The organism is Sphingomonas sp. C3-2, assembly GCF_033025475.1.
GTDB lineage: Bacteria > Pseudomonadota > Alphaproteobacteria > Sphingomonadales > Sphingomonadaceae > Sphingobium_A.
This window is the reverse complement of sequence record NZ_CP130322.1, coordinates 2,394,227-2,412,070: the sequence shown is the minus strand read 5'-3', so window position 1 is coordinate 2,412,070 and position 17,844 is coordinate 2,394,227. Positions and strand designations below refer to the sequence as shown.

Genomic DNA, 17,844 nt, shown 5'->3' with positions numbered 1-17,844 from the left:
AAAGCCGACGGCTCAACCGAATAGCCGCCCGCGTGCCTCACTCCCCGGCCAGCCAGTGTTCGAACAGCGTATGCGCGATGGCGTAGCGCGGCGGTGGCAGGAACGGTGCACCCGCCTCGTGCGCCAGCGCGGCCGCCACCTCGGCGCGCGACACCCAACGCGCATCTTCCAGCTCGGTATAATCGATGGTCAGCGTCGCGCGGTCGACCTCGGCGATGCACGCGATCATCAGCGAGGACGGGAACGGCCAGGGCTGGCTGACGACATAACGCACGGCCCGGGTGCGCACGCCCGCTTCCTCCCACATCTCGCGCGCCACCGCTTCCTCGATCGATTCCCCCGGCTCCAGAAACCCGGCGAGCGCCGAATAACGCAGCTTGGGATAAGCGGGCTGACGCCCGATCAGCACCTTGCCTTCATATTCGCCGAGCATGATGACCACCGGGTCGACGCGCGGAAAATGTTCCGATCCGCAACCGCCGCATTTGCGGCCCCAGCCGCCCCGGAACATGGCGGTCGCCGTGCCGCAGCGCGCGCAGAAACCATGGCGGACATGCCAATCGATCAGGCTGCGCGCGGCGGCATAGGTGCCCGCCTCACCCGCAGCCATGATGTCGAGCATGCGGAAGATCGCGACCGAGCGGTTGACACCGTCGGGCAGATCGCGCCGCACCTCGGCAAAGCGCGGGCAATCCTCCTCGATCCCGAGAAAGATCAGTTCGGCGTCGGGATGCGCTTCGTCCAGCGATTTCCAGCTGAGCCGCCCGCCCGCATCGAGCACCGGATCGATGCCCTCAAGCGCGAGCAGCTTCGCCGCCGGACTTGCGCGCATCGCGGCCAGCCTTTCGGCATCGGTGCGCACAAGATCGGAACGGTCGAGCAGGCTGCCGGTAAAACCCGGCGGATCAATCTGGGTCATGCAAGCCCCGCATAGACGGCCTTGGAAAAGCTCGTCGGGAAACCATAGGAACTGTCGGGCAGGTGCTGCGCATAGCCCGCCGCGCGCAAGCCGTTGGCGGGGTCGACCCAACCAATCGTGGCGGCGGCGCCCGCCCAGCCAAAGGTGCCGAGCCCCGGCCCACCGGGCACGGGCTTGATCACCACGCGCCCGCCCGCACCGAAACCCTGCCCCTCGGCAAAGGTGCCGGTGGTATCGATGCCATCCGGCAGCAGGTTCGACATGCCGAGCCGCACCGTTTCGGGCCGCATCACCCGCACCTTGCCGATGGCGCCTCCGCCGAGCAGCATGAGGAGGAAGCGGTCATAATCGCGCGCGCTGGAGACCAGCCCCGCCCCGCCAAAGGCAAAGGGCGCCTTGTCGAGATAGATGCTGCTCTGCCCCGGATCGATAGGAAAGGCGTTGCCCTTGGGGCCGACCATGTAATTTGTCACCAGCCGCGCGGCCTCGCTTTCGGGCACGCGCCAGAAGGTGCTCTTCATCCCCAGCGGACCGAACATGCGTTCCTGCAGGAAATCCTCGAAGCTCTTGCCCGACGCACGCTCGATCACCCGGCCCAGAAGATCGAGGCTGACCGAATAGCTCCACTTCGTCCCCGGATCCGCGATGAGCGGCAATGTCGCCAGCCGGTCTGCAAAATCGCCCAGGCTGGGCGCAGTCGGCGGCAGCGCGAGATCGGGGAGCGGTTTGCGGGTGAGTGCCGCCGGGGTGATCCCCAGCCGCAGATATTCGGCAAGGAGCGGCCCCTTGGTGACGATGCTGTAGCCAAGCCCCGCCGTGTGCGTGAGCAGATGGCGCATCGTGATCGGCCCCTTGGCCGGGCGGCTTTCAAGCGTATCGACCGACAATTGCACGCGCGGATTGGCAAAGCCGGGGATGAAATCGGCGATATTCTGGTCGAGCGAAAGCTTGCCGTCCTCGATCAGCATCATCGCCGCCATGCCGGTTACCGGCTTGGTCATCGAATAGATGCGCCACAGACTGTCGGGGCCGACCGCGCGCTGGCTGTCGCGCGCGAGCGTGCCTGCCCCAAAAAATTCGGGTTCGCCAAAGCCCCGACCGATCGCGGCTGCAAGCCCGGGCACCTTGGCGGGGACCAGTTCGGCAAAAAGCGTATCGACGGCCTGCCAGTCCCCGGCACGGACGCGGGCGAGCACCGGGGCGGGCAATGCCCCCAGCGCGCCGAGCATCGCCAGGCTGCGGACAAAGGCCCGTCGGTCGATCATCCTGTCAGCCATTCCCCCTCCTCCAATACCCTGTGCGCGGCCTTGGCGAAAACGGTGGGTAGCCCCGCCGTTCCGATCGCGTCGATGCGCCACCATTCCCCGGCGCCCTGATCCACGCAAGAATTTTCGATCCGCGTCCCGACGATCGACAGTTCAAGCGCGAAATGGGTGAAGACATGGCGCACATGCCCAGGCAATTCGCTCCAGCCGGCGGCGGCAAGGGGCGCCGCAGCCAGCCCCGGCGCCTCCGACGTCCACGGCCCGGTGGGGAACGCGCGCATCCCGCCCAGCAGCCCCTTGTCCGGGCGGCGGACGAGCCAGACATGGCCGTCCCGCTCGATCCAGAAGATCGTGCCACGCCGCACCGGCTTTGCCTTTTTTGGCGCCTTGGCGGGCAGCGCCTCGGCATTGCCCGCCGCTTGCGCCGCGCACAGCGCAGACAGTGGGCAGATCAGGCATTTGGGGGCTTTGGGGGTGCAGATCGTTGCCCCCAGATCCATCATCGCCTGCGCAAAATCGCCCGCGCGCGCATCGGGCGTGATCGTATCGGTAAGCGCATAGAGCCGGTTCTTGGCCTCGGGCAGTGGTTCCGTAACAGCAAAGAGCCGCGCAACGACGCGTTCGACATTGGCATCCATCACCGTCGCACGCCGGCCAAAGGCGATTGCCGCCACCGCCGCCGCGGTATAGCGGCCGACGCCGGGAAGCTTGAGCAGCCCGGCCTCGTCATCCGGAAAATTCCCGCCATGCTGGCTCACCACGGTGCGCGCACAGGCCAGAAGATTGCGGGCGCGGGCATAATAGCCAAGCCCCGCCCAGGCGCTCATCACATCGGCATCATAGGCGGCCGCCAGCGCCGCCACATCGGGCCAGCGCGTGGTGAACGCCTCGAAATAGGATTTCACCGCGGCCACCGTGGTCTGCTGCAACATGATTTCAGACAACCAGACGCGGTACGGATCGGGCGCGGGAGTTCCCGGCGGGCTGCGCCAGGGCAGGATACGGGCATTGCGATCATACCAGTCCAGCAGAAGCGGTGCGATCTGAACGGTGTGCGGGTCTGGCATATCGACGGACATGGGGTGCCTATGGCATGGAGGGGGCGATGAGCGAAAGGCGACCCACAAAATCAGGCGTATCCCGCCGCACGGCGCAGGGCGAACCACGCCCGCGGGGCGGCCGTGCGCGTTCCGTTTCCGAAATGCTTCCCGAGGTCGGCCGTGCCGCCTATCGCAAGTTCGGCTTTGTCCAGAGTTCGATCGTGAGCCGCTGGGCCGAAATTGTCGGCGAACGCTATGCGGGCGTCTCCGCCCCGGAATCGATCAAATTCCCCAAGGGCGAGCGCGCCGATGGTGTGCTGACGCTCACCGTGTCCGGCGCGCACGCGGCGATGATGCAGCATGTCGCGCCCGAGATCATCGAGCGCGTGAACCGTTTTTTCGGCTATCCCGCCGTCGCCCGGCTCAGTTTTCGTCAGGGCGTGACGATCAAGCCGCGTATGAAAAGAAACCTCGTTTCGCCCGAGACGCCCGTCCCGGTCGAATTGGGGGACAGCCTGCGCACGGTGGCCGATCCCGAATTGCGCGAGGTGCTCGAATCGCTCGCGCGCGGGGTCGCCGCCACGCACGGCAAACCGGTTATCGAAGGGAAAAAAGCGTGACGTTTCGAATTGCCCTCCCGCTCGCAGCGCTCGCGCTGGCCGCCGCAACCGCGGCACTACCGATTGCGCAGGCGATCGCGGCACCGGCAAAGAACTGGCTGCTCACCGTCACCCCCACTGCGTCGGGCACCTATGTCATTGGCAACCCCAAGGCGCGCGCGAAGGTCGTCGAATATCTCAGCTATACCTGCAGCCACTGCGCGCATTTCGTGAACGAAAGTGGTCCGCTCAAGACCGGCTATGTGATGCCGGGTAAGGCGAATATCGAAATTCGCCACGCCGTGCGCGACCCGATCGACATGGCGGCTGCGCTGCTGGCGCGGTGCGACGGCCCCGCAAAATTCCTCGGCCATAGCGAGGCCATCTTTGCCGCCCAGTCCGAATGGCTGCCCAAGGGCGTCGATTTCTATGAGAATAATCAGGCGCGCCTGAAGGATATGGCGATCGGCGCCGCGCTTGGCGAATATGCACGGGCATCGGGGCTGTCGGCGCTGATGCAGAAGCGCGGGCTGGCCCCTGCCCGGCAAAATGCCTGCCTTGCCGATGCCGGCGCGCAGGCCAAGCTGGCCGAAATGGCGAGCGAAGCCTGGAAGACGCGCAAGATCCCCGGCACGCCTTCGTTCCTGCTCAACGGCACGCTTGCCGCTGATGTCCGTTCCTGGCCCCAGCTCAAGACCGCGCTGGACGCCGCCCTCAAACCCTGACCCTGACCCTGAACCAGAACCCCTTGGGAGCAACTGAACGATGAAGCTCAAATTCGGTGCCGTAGCGGCCCTTCCCCTCGTCCTCGCACTGGCCGCCTGCGGCGGCAGCGACGACAAGGATGCAGCAGCGGCGAACACCGCGTCCACCGCCGCCCCGATCGCCGCGCCTGCGGGCCAGCAATGGGTGGATACGATCAAGCTGACCGAGGATGGCGGCTATTTGATGGGCAATCCCGACGCGCCGGTGAAGCTGGTCGAATATGCATCGATGACCTGCTCGCACTGCGCCGACTTCGCCGAAAAGGCGATCCCGTCGCTCAAGGAAAAATATATCGCCAAGGGCACGGTCAGCCTCGAGCTGCGCAATTTCGTGCGTGACCCGATCGACATGACCGCATCGCTGCTCACCCGTTGCGGCGGCGAAGGCCCCTATTATCCGCTGACCGAACAGATGCTGGCGCAGCAGCAGGATTGGATGACCAAGCTCCAGTCGATCGGCGATGCCGGCTTCCAGCGCCTCCAGACGTTGCCGCCCGCCCAGCAGTTCGCCGAAGTGGCCAAGGCCGCCGGGCTTGACCAGTTCGTGCAGCAGCGCGGCGTATCCAGCCAGAAGATCGCCGCCTGCCTTGCCGACGAAGCCGCGGTGAACAAGCTTGTCGAGATGAACAAGGTGGCATCGGAAAAGCATCAGATCACCGGCACGCCGATGTTCCTGATCAACGGCGAGACGGTTACCGACGCGGGCACCTGGGAAACGCTCGAGCCCAAGCTGCGCGCCGCCGGAGCCTGATCCAGCCCATGCGGCGGGGGGCGACACGATGAAGATCAAGCGCCTCAAGCTTTCGGGGTTCAAGAGCTTTGTCGAACCCGCCGAACTCCATATCGAGCCGGGGCTGACGGGAATCGTCGGCCCCAATGGCTGCGGCAAATCCAACCTGCTCGAAGCGATCCGCTGGGTGATGGGCGAAAGCTCGGCCAAGTCGATGCGCGGCGCGGGGATGGAGGACGTGATCTTCGCGGGCACCGCGAAGCGCGCCGCGCGCAGCTTCGCCGAAGTGGCGATCCTCACCGAAATTTCACCCGAGGCAACCGCCGGGCCGATCGGCGCTTCGGCCGACGGCGATGTGGAGGTGATCCGCCGCATCGAACGCGGTGCGGGATCGGCCTACCGCGTCAACGGCCGCGACGTCCGCGCCAAGGACGTGGCGCTATTGTTCGCCGATGCCGCGACCGGCGCGCATTCGCCCGCGCTGGTGAGCCAAGGCCGGATCAGCGCGGTGATCGCCGCCAAGCCCGCCGAGCGCCGCCAGATGCTGGAGGAAGCCGCCGGCATTGCCGGGCTGCACGTCCGCCGCAAGGACGCCGAGCAGAAGCTGCGCGCGACCGAAACCAATCTCCAGCGGCTCGACGAACTGCTGACCGACATGGATGTGCGCACCGCGCATCTGCGCAAACAGGCGCGCCAAGCCGAACGCTATCGCCAGCTTTCGGACACGATCAAGATTGCCGAAGGGCGCCATATCTTTGCGCGTTGGCGCGAAGCCGCGGCCGCCGCCGAAAGCGCGCGCAAGGAAGCCGAGGATACCGAAGCCACCGTCCAACGCGCGGCCGAGGCGCAGCGCGCCGCCGCCGCCTGGCAGGCGGAGACGACCCATGTCCTGGCTACCCGGCGCGCCGCTGCTCAATCGGCACGCGACAGGCTGGCCGAGGCGCAGCGCGAACTCGCCGTACTCGAAACCGAACGCACCGCGCTTGAACGCCGGATTGCCGAACTTGCCGCGCAGCAGGCGCGGATGGCCGAGGACCGCGACCGTGAAGGCGCGCTTGCGCGTGATGCCGCCGAAGCACTCACCCGGCTGGCCGAGGAAGTGAAGGCACTCGAACGCGCGGTCGCCGAGGCCGAGGCCACCCGCCCGCAGCTCGCCCAAAATCTCGCGCACGCCGAAAGCGCGGCGCGCGACAGCGACGTGGCGCTTGCCCAAGCCCGCGCCGAACAGGCGAGCGAGCAGGCCGAGGCCCGCGTGGCGCAGGCGACATGGGCCGCCGCAAAGGCCCGGCTCGACCGGGCAGAGCGCGAAACCGCACGCATTGCAGCCGAACGCGACACCCTGCCTGACGACGCCCCGCTGATCGCACAGCGCGATGCCGCACGCGTTGGCTATCAGACGGCCGTCGCAACGCGGGAGGCCACCGAGCAGCAGATCAGGACGGCCGAGGCCAGCCGCAGCGCTGCCGGCGAAAAGCTGGTGACCGCCGAAAGCGCGGTTGCCGCCGCGCGGGCGACACTCTCGGCCCTGCAGTCCGAAGAAAAGGCGCTGCGCCGCGCGGTCGAGCAGACGGGCGGCAAGAACCGTCTGATCGACCGGATCACGGCCGCGCCGGGCTATGAACATGCGCTGGCGGCGGCGCTGGGCGATGATCTCGACGCCGCGCTGGGGAGTGAGGGGCCGCAATATTGGTTGGGCGCCACCCCGCAGTCCGATGACCCGCCGCTTCCGGCCGGTACGCAGTGCCTCGCCGATCACATCACTGCGCCCGCCGAACTGGCACGCCGTGCCGCGCAGATTGCGGTGGCCGAGCGCGACGAGGGTCAGCCGCTTGCCGTTGGTCAGCGGCTTGTCACCCGCGCGGGCGTGCTCCGCCGTTGGGATGGTTTCATCGTGCGTGAGGGCGGTGCTGCTGCCGCCGAACGGCTCATCCGGCACAACCGGCTGGCTGCGCTCGCCGCACTATTTCCGGGCGCCGAAGCAACCGTGACTGACGCGGACACCGATCTGATCGCTGCCCGGACGGCTGTGGAGGCGGCCCGACTTGAGGCGGGGCAGGCCCGCGAGCGCCTGGCTACCGCCGAACAGGCGATGCGCGCCGCGCAGCGGATCGACGATCAGCTTGGTGTGGAGATCGAAAGGCTGGCCGCGCGGCGCGCCGAAATCGGCGAACGGGCACTGCGCATTGGTGCCGAACAAAGTGAAGCGGAGGCCGAATGTGCCAGCGCGAAGGCCGCCGTCTGCGCGCTGCCCGATGGAAGCGTAACTGCGGCACGGCTTGGCGTGCTGCAGGTGGAAAGCGATGCCGCGCGTACCGCGGTCGCGCATATCCGCGCAGAGCTTGCCGCGCTGGAACGAGCGGCCGAGGTTGATCGCCAGCGCCAGTCTGCCGCCGCCGGCGAAGCCAAGGGCTGGCGCAGCCGCGCGGGCGATGCCGCACGCCGCATTTCCGAAATGGCGCGCCGTGCGGAAGAGGCCGAGCAAGAATCCCGCACGCTCGCCGATGCGCCCACGCGCCTCGCTGCGCGGATCACGGACCTTTCCGACAAGACCGCCAGCCTCACCACCGAGGTCGCGCAACTGGCCGCCGAAGAAGGCCTGGCCGAGGCGGAGCTTCGCAAGACCGAGAAGGCAGCCGCCGAAGCCGGCGAGATATTGGCGCAGGCACGCGAGGCGCGCGCGGGCGCCGCTGCGCGCGCCGATCATCAGGAGGCGCGCCGCATCGAAATGGGGCAACTTTCCGGCGAGCGGTTCGAATGCCCCGCCCCGGTGCTCCCCACCAAGCTGGGTTTTGCCAGCGACAGCGTCACCAATGCCGAAGAGGAAGGCCGCCGACTGGAGAAATGGAATACCGAGCGTGAACGCATCGGCCCGGTCAATCTCGTCGCCGAACAGGAGCTTGCCGCGCTTGAGGGCGAGCGCGCGACCAGCGCTGCCGAACGCGACGAGCTGGGCCAGGCGATCCACCGACTGCGCGGATCCATCGGCAGCCTCAACCGCGAGGGACGCCAACGGCTGCTGGCTGCGTTCGAGGCGGTGAACGGCCATTTCCAGCGGCTCTTCGAAACGCTGTTCAATGGCGGGCAGGCGCATCTCGAACTGATCGATTCAGACGATCCGCTGGAGGCCGGGCTGGAAATCATGGCGCAGCCGCCGGGCAAGAAGCTCGCCGCGCTTACGCTGCTGTCGGGCGGCGAGCAGGCGCTCACCGCCGTTGCGCTCATCTTCGGGCTGTTTCTCACCAACCCCGCGCCAATCTGCGTGCTCGACGAGGTCGACGCCCCGCTTGACGATGCCAATATCGAACGCTTTTGCGGGTTGCTCGACGCGATGACCCGCGAGACCGAAACCCGTTACCTCATCGTCACGCACAATGCCGTCACGATGAGCCGGATGCACCGGCTGTTCGGCGTCACCATGGTGGAACAGGGGATAAGCCGCCTTGTTTCGGTCGATCTGGGCGGCGCCGAAGAGCTGCTCGCCGCCGAATAAGGCGGCGGCAATCAGGCGAAAAGCCGGCCGATCTGGAACAGCCCGAGGAAGCCCCCCGCCAGCCCCACGGGCATGACGAGCGCGCCCAACCAGAGCGCAGTGCAGCGCATGCGGAACTGGGCGGCGATGTCGCCCGCGCGGAGCGTATCGATCTCGGCATGCCAGCGCGCCTCGAGCCGACCAAGTGCCGGGACCACGAGGCCGCCGACGATGACCACGCCGGCCAGGCTCACCAGCGGCGATCCGAATTTTTCGGCGAGCGCGCCGAAGCACATGACAAGCAGAAGCGTGAACAGCAGCAGCGCGCCGGCGGCATGCCCCGAAACGCGCTTTTTCCAGTCTGCGCCATGCGCCAATGCGCGCGATGCCATATCCCTCGACCCTTTTATCTGATGCCCGGGCATCATTATCCTGCGACCACCAAGAACTGGTTAACGTGCGCGTCCCATCAGGGTTGCGCGCTTCGGCTCATGCGGATAGCTTGCCGACTAATTCGGGCGAGTAAAGCCCCGAAATACAGCAAAAAGGTCGCGCCGGCACAGCCGGATACATCAATGGCAAGATGGAGACCGATATGGACGGAACACCCGTCGGCGAACCGAAGAACCGCGCGCTGATCGCGCGCGCAAAAAATATTCTTATCACCCCCAAGGAAGAATGGCCGCGCATCGATGGCGAGACCGCCAGCACAGCCAGCCTTTATACCGGCTACATCCTGCCGCTTGCCGCGATTCCGCCAGTGGCCGGGCTGATCGGCGCACTTGCCTTTGGCTATTCGGCATTTGGCATCACCTATCGCCCGACCATTGGCTCGGCGCTTACAAGCGCGGTCATCCAATATGCGGCCGCGCTGATCGGCATCTTCCTGCTGGCGCTGATCATCGATTTCCTCGCACCGCGCTTTGGCGGCACCGCCAACCGCGTTCAGGCGATGAAGGTCGCGGCCTATTCGGCAACCGCCGGATTCGTCGGCGGGATTTTCGGCGTGCTGCCCTCGCTTGCCTTTCTCGGCGCGCTCCTTGGTCTTTACGGCATCTACCTCCTCTATCTCGGCCTGCCCGTGCTGATGAAGGCACCGCAGGAAAAGGCAGGCACCTATACCGTGGCGGTTCTCGCGGTGGGGCTGGTCGTCGCCCTGCTCGCCGGGCTGGTGCTTGGCCCCGTCATCGCCCGGTTCAGCGCGCCGCCGAGCCTGAGCGCACCCAATGGGGAAATATCGGGATCGCTCAATGTCCCCGGCGTCGGCTCGGTCGATCTCGGCAAGCTCGAACAGGCCGCCAAGCAGCTCGAAGCCCAGAGCCACAACGGCAAACCCGTTGCCGCCATTCCGGCAGACCAGCTTCAGGCGCTGCTGCCCGAAACACTGCAGGGGCTGCCCCGCACCGAGATTTCGAGCTCGTCTGCAGAAGCCGGCGGTATTGGCGGATCGCGCGCAGAAGCCAGCTATGCCAACGACGACGCATCGGTTCGCCTCGAGATCACCGATCTGGCCGCAATGGGCGGGCTGGCTTCGCTCGGCTCTGCACTCAACGTCCAGTCCAGCCAGCAAAGCGCGACCGGTTATGAAAAGGTCGGGACCGTCGATGGGCGGATGACGACCGAGAAATGGGACCGCGAAAGCAAAAGCGGCAGCTTCGGCGTGCTCGTGGCGAACCGCTTCATGGTGCAGGCGGACGGCGATGGCCTCGCCGATATCGGACCGCTCAAGGCGGCGGTCGCAGGGGTCGATTTCGGCAAGCTTGAGAGTTTACCGCGCTGATGCCCATCAGGGGAAAGGAGCAGGCCTTCTTTCCCCGAGGGCACTACTCACCCCTCCAGCGTGAAGCCAATGCGCAGCGTAACCTGATAATGGCCAACGCCCCGACCGATGATATGGCCGCGCGTGCTCACCACTTCGAACCAGTCGAGATGCTTCACCGTGTCCGCCGTGCGGGCGATCGCCTTCTCGATCGCATCCTCGATGCTCGTCGCAGACGAGCCGACGACTTCGGTGATCTTGTAAACCCGGTCGCTCATACGCCCTCTCCTCTGATCTGGTTCGTTCGGGAAACGAGCGGCCGGGGACATCGTTTCCCGGCGCATTGGCGGTATCCCCACTGGCGCGCGTGCGTTCGGCGAATTAGCGTGACGCCCAACGAAAGGGGCTTATCTCGATGCGTCACATGTTCATCGCCGCGCTGCTTGCGGCCACCACATTCAGCGCGCCCGCAGCGGCGGCGCCCGCCGATGATTTCAAGGCGCTGACCGACGACTATTGGGCCTGGGTGCTGCGGACCAATCCGGTTTACGCCACCAGCCTTGGCGAACGCGCCTATGACGACCAGATCGGCGATATCAGCCTGGCCGCGGCCGACCGCAACGCCGCCGAAGCAGGCATCTTCCTCAAGCGGCTCGACGCGATTGCGAGCGATGGCCTGTCGCCCGCGGACAGAGTGAACAAGGCGATCCTGCGCCGAACGCTCAGCGAGGCGATCGAAGCCAATCGCTATGGCCAGCGGGTCATGCTGTTCACCACCTATAGCGGCTGGCATCAGAATTTTGCGGGCATGGCGGATAACCTGCCGATGCGGACCAAGGCCGATTTCGAGAGCTATCTCACCCGTATCGCGCAATATCCCAAGCTCAACGACGAAGCACTCAAGATCACGCAACAGGCGGTCGACAAGGGATATGTCGTACCCTGCGTTGCCCTTCAGGGCTCCGAAAAGGGCATTTCGGGCGTGATTTCCGACGATCCGGAAAAGTCACGCTTCTATGCGCCGTTTCTTGGCAAGAAGCCGCTCGATGTCAGCACGGGTGAATGGAGCGCGATGCAGGCGCGCGCACGCACCATAATCACCGATGTGCTGAACCCCGCATACCGCAAGCATCTCGCCTTCTACACAGGCACCTATCTGAAGAAATGCGCGAAATCGGAAAGCATCTCCGCCCAGCCCGGCGGCAAGGCCTATTACGCCTTTCGCATCCGCCAGGAAACGACCACCGACCTGACCGCCGACCAGATCCACGACATCGGTCTGAAGGAAGTCGCGCGGATCCGTACGGAGATGGAGGACACCGCGAAAAAGGCAGGTTTTGCGAGCCGCGAAGCCTTTATCCAGGAACTGCGTACCAACCCGAAATATTATGCGCGCACGCCCGAAGAGCTGATGGAAAAGGTGGCGCGGGTCAACAAGATCATCGACGGCAAGATGCCGACGCTGTTCGGCAAACTGCCCCGCCTGCCCTATGGCATTCGCGAGATCCCGGCGGAAATCGCCGAGGGCACGACGACGGCCTATTATAATCCCGGTTCCCCGGAATCGGCGATTGCCGGCACCTATTACGTCAATACGTCCAAGCTCGATCAGCGCCCGTTCTGGGAAATCCCCGCGCTCAGCGTGCATGAAGCCGTGCCCGGCCATCATCACCAGATCGCGCTTCAGCAGGAGCTGGATCTACCCGCATGGCGCCGCAACGGCGCCTTCTTCACCGCCTTTGTCGAAGGCTGGGGGCTTTATTCGGAGCGCCTGGGCATCGAAATGGGGCTTTACGACACGCCCGAAAAGGACATGGGCCGGCTGTCCTACGAAATGTGGCGGGCCTGCCGCCTTGTCGTCGATACCGGCATCCATGCCAAGGGCTGGAGCAAGGCGCAGGCAGTTGCCTTCATGAAGGATAATAGCGCGCTCACCGACGCCAATATCGATGCCGAGGTGAACCGCTATATCAGCTGGCCGGGTCAGGCGCTCGCCTACAAGCTCGGCGAAATCCGCATTCGCGAATTGCGTGCCCGCGCCGAAGGCGAACTTGGCCCAAAATTCGATCTGCGCCGCTTTCATGATGCGGTGCTGGGGCAAGGCGCGGTCCCGCTCGACGTGCTCCGGACCCAGATTGAGGAATGGATCACGGCCGAAAAGACCCAACCCGCAGCAGGCTGACGCCCAAACAAAAAGCCCTTTCCGTCATCTGGCGGAAAGGGCTTTTTGGTTTCAGCGCTGTGGCACGCTTATTGCGGCGATTTGCCCGCCTTGGCTTCTTCGGCGGCTTTCAACTCGGCCTCGATCCGCGCCGCATCGGCATCGATCCTGCCCAGGCGCTCCTGCCGCGCTTCTTCGACAAGCTGAGTCCAGTTGGTGCCATCACCGCCTTCGCGCTCCTCGCGCGCCTGTCGGATCAGTTGCGCAAAGCAGCCCGAGGCACCGCCCACGCCCGAGGGCGAACAGCTCCCGATTCCACTGCGGCCGACATATTCCAGCTGTTCGGCCTTGTTCACCCAGCTGTTGCTTTCGGGTGCATTCGGGTTGCCGCGCAGCGGTGCGGGAATGCGGAACCGCTCATTTTCGTCCTTGCGCGCGCAGACGACGATCTCGTCGCCCGTGCTGCGTGGGCACGGATCGTCGCCATACACGATCAGCTGGTTGATCTTTTCATTGTTCTGCGCGTGCGCCGATCCGGGCAGCGCGAACGCCAGCGGCAGAAAGGCGAGCAGAATCCCGGGACGGTGAAACAGACGCATCATTTTCTCCTCAATTCTGCCGGGCCGGCTCAGCGGCCCTGCTCGCGCGCCGCCTGGCGCCGTTCTTCACGGGCGATGCGCAGCATCTCGGCATAGCAGCCGGTCCAGCCGCCGGGGCCAACCACCGAACAGCTGTTGATACCCGTCTTGCCCACATATTCCAGCGCCTCGGCGCGGACAGCCCAGCTTTCATTCGCGTTTTGCGGACCGATCTCCTGCTTCCGGAAGCGCTCGGGGATACGGTAACGCTCGCTTTCGGGCTGGCGGGCGCAGACGACGATCTCTTCGGGATCATCGCCCTTGGGGCAGGCATCCTCACCGTACACCACCATCACGCGCTCATTCTTCTGCGCGGAGGCCGGAACGGCGATCAGCCCTGCCATCAATACGGTTGCCAACGCGATCGCCATACGCATGGAATCAGATCCTTTTCGACAAGGCGATCGCGGCACGGCAGCCAAGCCGGATCGCGCCGCTCAAAAGCGGATAGGCCGGTGCATTCTCGGCGCCTGCGGCGAGTGCGGTTTCGCGGTGCTCAACCTCTTCGGCCTGAAATTCGCGGATCGCATCGCTCAGTTCGGGATCGCTGTCGCCCAGTTCCTCGAGCTGTTCCGAATAATGTTTATCGATCTCGGTCTCGATCGCCGCGGTGCAGGCCATCGCGGCTTCCGGCCCGATCGCCGCGGTCACCGCGCCCAGCGCGAACCCCGCCACATCCCAGAAGGGCTGCAACATCGTCGGGCGAACGCCGCGCGCCGCGATCATCGCGTCGAAATGCTTGCGGTGGCGTTCTTCCTGCGCCGCCATACCGGCAATCGACCGGCTGGCAGGGCAGCGATCGCCCATCACCGCCATCTGGCCGGCATAGATGCGCGTCGCGCCATATTCGCCCGCCTGGTTGACGCGCAGCATCGACGCGCGGTCGGGCCGCCGTCCGCCGGGACGAAACCCGGTCATGCCTTTTTCGCCTTGGCCATATAACCGAATATGGCAAGCGCGGCGCCGATCGAAAAGATCGCATTGAAGCCGGCGAGCGAAATTCCCATCAAGGTCCACTGCGCCTGATCGCAGCGGGTGAGCGGTGTTGCCATGATGCTGTTCAGGATATCCTCGGCACTGCCACCCTGCAGTCCGGTGGAACAGCTGGTCAGCCCTTCCCACCATCCATATTCGACACCGGCGTGGAAAATGCCGATAGCCCCGCTGATCAGGATCGCAACCGCCGCAAGCGCGGTGAGCAGCGTGGTCGCCGCCGTCCGCCGGAGCAGAATCGCCAGCAGCGCGAGCGCAATCGCCGCCATGTGCGGCCAGCGCTGCCAGTGGCACATTTCACACGGATAGAGCCCGCCAATATATTGCGAACCAAGTGCCCCGCCCAAAAGGACGAGCGGCGCGGCCAGCGCAAGCGCGCGCGCCTTGTCCATCACGTTCATCTTATCCCCTTTGCAGCCGGTCAGCGCTTGGCTTCGGTGCGCCCGGCAATTGCCAATGGCTTGCCGAGCCGCGCGATCGAATCGACCGCATAATAAAGCTGGAAGTCCTCGATCCCCTTCTTCTTCAATTCCTCGATGCTCATCGAGAAGCGCGGATCGGTCTTGCTGTCTTCTTCCAGCACGCTGTTGTCGACCTTGGCCTCGTTGATCAGGTGGCGCTTCAGATCGGCTTCGCGGAAACGCGGGCGCGTCTTGTAATCGGGGTCGGAAATCTGCGGCACCAGCAGATCGGGCTCGATCCCGCCTTCCTGCACCGAGCGGCCCGAGGGCGTGTAATAACGCGCAGTCGTCAGGCGCAGCGCGCTCGTGTCGGTGAGCGGCAGCAGCGTCTGCACCGATCCCTTGCCGAACGAGCGTTCGCCCATCACCACCCCGCGGTGCTGATCCTGAATCGCACCGGCCACGATCTCAGCCGCCGAAGCCGAACCCGAATCAACCAGAACCACCACCGGAAGCCCCTTTGCCATGTCGCCGGGGCGGGCATAGAAGCGTTCGATATCGCGCGGATTGCGGCCGCGCTGCGAAACGATCTCGCCGCGTTCGAGGAACAGGTCGGACACATCGACCGCCTGATCGAGCAGCCCACCGGGGTTCGAGCGCAGATCGAGCACATAGCCCTCTGGCTTGCCGCCCAGCGCCTTTTCGATCCCGACAAAGGCCGCCTTCACATTGTCCGTGGTGGTTTTCGAGAAGCTGTTGATGTTGATGACGCCAACCTTGCCCTTCACTTCCCATTTCACGGGCTTGATCTCGATCACCTGACGCGTCACCGAAACGTCGAAGGGCTTGTCGCGACCGGGGCGGACGATCGTCAGCTTGATCGAGGTGCCCGCGGGCCCGCGCATCTGTTCAACGGCCTCGTCGAGCGTGCCGCCATAGAGCAGCGTACCGTTAAGATGGGTAATATAGTCACCCGCCTTGATGCCTGCGCGGAATGCGGGCGAATCCTCGGTCGGCGCGATCACCTTCACCGCGCCGTCCTCCATCGAGACGGTGAGGCCAAGCCCGCCATAGGAGCCATCGGTCTGCGTCCGCAGATTGTCGAAATCATGCGCGTCGAGATAGGAACTGTGCGGATCGAGGCTGGCGAGCATGCCGTTGATCGCGCCCTTGATCAGCTTTTCGTCGTCCACCTTCTCGACATAATCGGCGCGCACGCGCTCGAACACCGCGATGAACTGGTCAAGCTCCCGCCAAGTCTTGGCGTCAACCGCCGCCATTCCGGCTGTGGCGACAGGGACAAGGGCGATGGCAGAGACGGCAAGTGCAGCGCGGATCATGGGGTTGGGCATCGGATAAACGCTTCCTCGAGGGGGGATCCCAGAACTTTGGGATCATCATACAGGCTTTTTAGCGGGCGTGAAACATTAGGTGGCTGGTCTTCCGCTCATATCACATAGGGGGTGATGTCGACGGGTTCGCCCTCGCGGCGCAATTCCACCGTCACTTCGGGCCGATCGGTGCCCGCGCGTCCGATCGGGCTGCCCTGCGACACGTCTTCGCCCACCGATACGCTGAGTTCGGCCATTCCGGTGATGAGCGTCGTCATGCTGCCGCCATGGTCGATGATCACGATCCGGCCGAACCCACGATAAGGCCCGGCAAAGGCAATGCGCCCGCGCGTCGGCGCCACCACCTGCGCACGCCGCGCGGTGGCGATCGTCAGCCCCTTGGAGCGCGCGCCCGAGGCCGATACCTCGCCCATGCCGGTCACCACCTCACCCATCACGGGCAGGCGGTAGGCGGGCAGCTTCTTTTGCGGCGTCTGCCGGTCAACGGGCAGCGCCTTGCTCGTCCCCGGCGCATGGGGGCGGAGCAGCGGCCCCGGCAGCGCGGCCAGCCGGTCGCGCAGCACCGACTGCGTGCCCAGCTTGTCGACCAGATCGGCGATATCGCGCGCGCGCTCGCCCAGCGCCACGGCGCGGTCGGTCTCCAGCATCGCGCTGTCGGCAAACTGGCGGGAGCGCGCCTGATGCTGCCGCTCGAGTCCGGCCAGCGCCAACCGCTCTGCCTGCAGCTTTTCGCGGCCCTGTTTTAGCGCGGCCGCGGCAACATCGGCGCTTTCGCGCAGCTTGCGGCCGCGCATCACCTCATCGCGCAAACCCGACGTGCGCTCGGCCACCACCGGCATCACCGTCGATAGCAGCGCGCGAACATGCACCGCATCGCTGACCGTGCCCGGTTGCGCGAGCGTCAGCATCTGCGGCCGGTGCGCCATGGTCTGGAGCGCGGCGACAAGCCGGACGATCGGCCCCTGCCCTTCCGCAAGCTTGGCGCGCTGCGCGGATTGCAGCCGGCCGAGAATAGCGATCCGCGCTTCCGACGCGGCGATATCCGCCTCCGCCTGCTGGATGCGCGCGGCAACCGCCGCCGCCAGCGTGCGCGTGCGCTCAGCCTCGTCACGCTCGAAAGAGGCATCATGTTCGAACTGGCGCGCGCGCTGGCTGGCCAGCAGCGCATCGCGCTTGGCGTTGATCAGCGCGCGCTGCTCGTCCTTCAGCGTGGTCGCCGCAGGCAGCGTCGAAAAGCCGAGGCCCGCCGCGATCACGATCAGCCCGCCAATGAGCGCCAGCCGCTTCATGCGGTGCCGGCCCCCATTGTTGCGCCCGCGCCCATGCCGGTCAGCCTTCGCGGTGATACGGATGGTTGGCGAGGATCGATGTCGCGCGCCACAATTGCTCGGCCAGCATCGCGCGCGCCAGAAGATGCGGCCAGGTGGCCTTGCCGAACGCGATCAGCAGATCGGCCTCGGCGCGCTGGGCGTCGTCGAAGCCATCGGCCGCGCCGATCATAAAGCGCACTTCGCGCCGCCCCTGATCGCGCCACGCCTCAAGCTTGCGCGCGAACTGCATCGATCCCAGCTGCTCGCCCTTTTCATCGAGGAAAACCTTGACCGTGCCCGGCTCGGCCGGTGGCACCTTGCCGCCCGTATCGGGCAGCTCTGTCATCTTGAACGGCCAGTTTAGTCGCTTCACATATCGGTCGATCAGTTCGGCTTCGGGGCCGCGACCGATCCGGCCGCGCGCAACGATGTGCAGCAGCATGG

Annotated in this window: 18 protein-coding genes; 6 read left to right on the top strand and 12 right to left on the bottom strand. The window is 65.6% G+C overall.

The window, feature by feature from the left end; translation table 11 throughout:
• Window positions 1–37: 37 nt before the first annotated feature.
• Genes nudC through mutY form a run of 3 tightly spaced genes read right to left on the bottom strand, consistent with a single transcriptional unit; the run spans window position 38 to window position 3,263 of the window.
• Window positions 38–919, bottom strand: coding sequence for an NAD(+) diphosphatase (gene nudC / locus QYC26_RS11630; protein WP_317512389.1), 882 nt, complete (start codon window positions 917–919; stop codon window positions 38–40).
• On the bottom strand, window positions 916–2,196 hold the full coding sequence (locus QYC26_RS11625) for a serine hydrolase domain-containing protein (protein ID WP_317512388.1): 1,281 nt from the start codon (window positions 2,194–2,196) through the stop codon (window positions 916–918). Before QYC26_RS11625 ends, nudC begins: the two co-directional genes overlap by 4 nt.
• Entirely contained in the window at window positions 2,181–3,263 is a 1,083-nt protein-coding gene (gene mutY, locus QYC26_RS11620) for an A/G-specific adenine glycosylase (RefSeq protein ID WP_317512387.1), read from the bottom strand. The genes QYC26_RS11625 and mutY overlap by 16 nt, the downstream gene beginning before the upstream one ends.
• 14 nt (window positions 3,264–3,277) lie before the next feature.
• On the opposite strand from mutY, the gene QYC26_RS11615 reads away from it, so the two are divergent.
• The 4 genes from QYC26_RS11615 to QYC26_RS11600 are packed head-to-tail and all read left to right on the top strand — an operon-like array spanning window position 3,278 to window position 8,807.
• Window positions 3,278–3,844: a DUF721 domain-containing protein gene (locus tag QYC26_RS11615; protein ID WP_411197593.1), complete on the top strand. Its 567-nt coding sequence runs from the start codon at window positions 3,278–3,280 to the stop codon at window positions 3,842–3,844.
• Entirely contained in the window at window positions 3,841–4,548 is a 708-nt protein-coding gene (locus QYC26_RS11610; protein WP_317512385.1) for a DsbA family protein, read from the top strand. Before QYC26_RS11615 ends, QYC26_RS11610 begins: the two co-directional genes overlap by 4 nt.
• Before the next feature lie 40 nt (window positions 4,549–4,588).
• The gene (locus tag QYC26_RS11605) at window positions 4,589–5,338 is read left to right on the top strand and encodes a DsbA family protein (RefSeq protein WP_317512384.1); all 750 of its coding nucleotides are present in this window, start codon (window positions 4,589–4,591) and stop codon (window positions 5,336–5,338) included.
• Window positions 5,339–5,366: 28 nt separating this feature from the next.
• Complete coding sequence (locus QYC26_RS11600) at window positions 5,367–8,807, top strand: chromosome segregation SMC family protein (protein WP_317512383.1); 3,441 nt, start codon at window positions 5,367–5,369, stop codon at window positions 8,805–8,807.
• Between the two features lie 11 nt (window positions 8,808–8,818).
• Here the strand turns inward: QYC26_RS11600 and QYC26_RS11595 are convergent, their stop codons facing one another.
• Window positions 8,819–9,178 carry a hypothetical protein gene (locus QYC26_RS11595; RefSeq protein WP_317512382.1) on the bottom strand — a complete coding sequence of 120 codons (360 nt, stop codon included), beginning with the start codon at window positions 9,176–9,178 and terminating at the stop codon, window positions 8,819–8,821.
• A gap of 203 nt (window positions 9,179–9,381) precedes the next feature.
• Between QYC26_RS11595 and QYC26_RS11590 the strand changes: the two genes are divergently transcribed.
• Entirely contained in the window at window positions 9,382–10,566 is a 1,185-nt protein-coding gene (locus QYC26_RS11590) for a Yip1 family protein (RefSeq protein WP_317512381.1), read from the top strand.
• Window positions 10,567–10,613: 47 nt separating this feature from the next.
• Here the strand turns inward: QYC26_RS11590 and QYC26_RS11585 are convergent, their stop codons facing one another.
• Window positions 10,614–10,823: a dodecin gene (locus QYC26_RS11585; RefSeq protein WP_317512380.1), complete on the bottom strand. Its 210-nt coding sequence runs from the start codon at window positions 10,821–10,823 to the stop codon at window positions 10,614–10,616.
• A 137-nt stretch (window positions 10,824–10,960) separates the two neighbouring features.
• On the opposite strand from QYC26_RS11585, the gene QYC26_RS11580 reads away from it, so the two are divergent.
• On the top strand, window positions 10,961–12,727 hold the full coding sequence (locus QYC26_RS11580; protein ID WP_317512379.1) for a DUF885 domain-containing protein: 1,767 nt from the start codon (window positions 10,961–10,963) through the stop codon (window positions 12,725–12,727).
• 68 nt (window positions 12,728–12,795) lie between these two features.
• Here QYC26_RS11580 and QYC26_RS11575 read toward each other — a convergent pair whose 3' ends face one another.
• The 7 genes from QYC26_RS11575 to QYC26_RS11545 all read right to left on the bottom strand — a co-directional run bounded on the left by QYC26_RS11575 (window position 12,796) and on the right by QYC26_RS11545 (window position 17,842).
• Window positions 12,796–13,308, bottom strand: coding sequence for a hypothetical protein (locus QYC26_RS11575; RefSeq protein ID WP_317512378.1), 513 nt, complete (start codon window positions 13,306–13,308; stop codon window positions 12,796–12,798).
• A 26-nt stretch (window positions 13,309–13,334) separates the two neighbouring features.
• Window positions 13,335–13,721 (bottom strand): hypothetical protein, encoded by a 387-nt coding sequence (locus tag QYC26_RS11570; protein WP_317512377.1) that lies wholly within the window; start codon window positions 13,719–13,721, stop codon window positions 13,335–13,337.
• Window positions 13,722–13,725: 4 nt separating this feature from the next.
• Entirely contained in the window at window positions 13,726–14,262 is a 537-nt protein-coding gene (locus QYC26_RS11565; RefSeq protein WP_317512376.1) for a demethoxyubiquinone hydroxylase family protein, read from the bottom strand.
• Window positions 14,259–14,738 (bottom strand): disulfide bond formation protein B, encoded by a 480-nt coding sequence (locus tag QYC26_RS11560; RefSeq protein ID WP_317512375.1) that lies wholly within the window; start codon window positions 14,736–14,738, stop codon window positions 14,259–14,261. The genes QYC26_RS11565 and QYC26_RS11560 overlap by 4 nt, the downstream gene beginning before the upstream one ends.
• A 20-nt stretch (window positions 14,739–14,758) precedes the next feature.
• Window positions 14,759–16,090: a S41 family peptidase gene (locus tag QYC26_RS11555; RefSeq protein ID WP_317512374.1), complete on the bottom strand. Its 1,332-nt coding sequence runs from the start codon at window positions 16,088–16,090 to the stop codon at window positions 14,759–14,761.
• A gap of 95 nt (window positions 16,091–16,185) precedes the next feature.
• A complete protein-coding gene (locus tag QYC26_RS11550) occupies window positions 16,186–17,379 on the bottom strand; it encodes a murein hydrolase activator EnvC family protein (protein WP_317512373.1) in 1,194 nt (397 codons plus the stop codon).
• Window positions 17,380–17,419: 40 nt separating this feature from the next.
• Window positions 17,420–17,842 (bottom strand): 23S rRNA (pseudouridine(1915)-N(3))-methyltransferase RlmH, encoded by a 423-nt coding sequence (locus tag QYC26_RS11545; protein ID WP_317512372.1) that lies wholly within the window; start codon window positions 17,840–17,842, stop codon window positions 17,420–17,422.
• Between the last annotated feature and the right edge of the window lie 2 nt (window positions 17,843–17,844).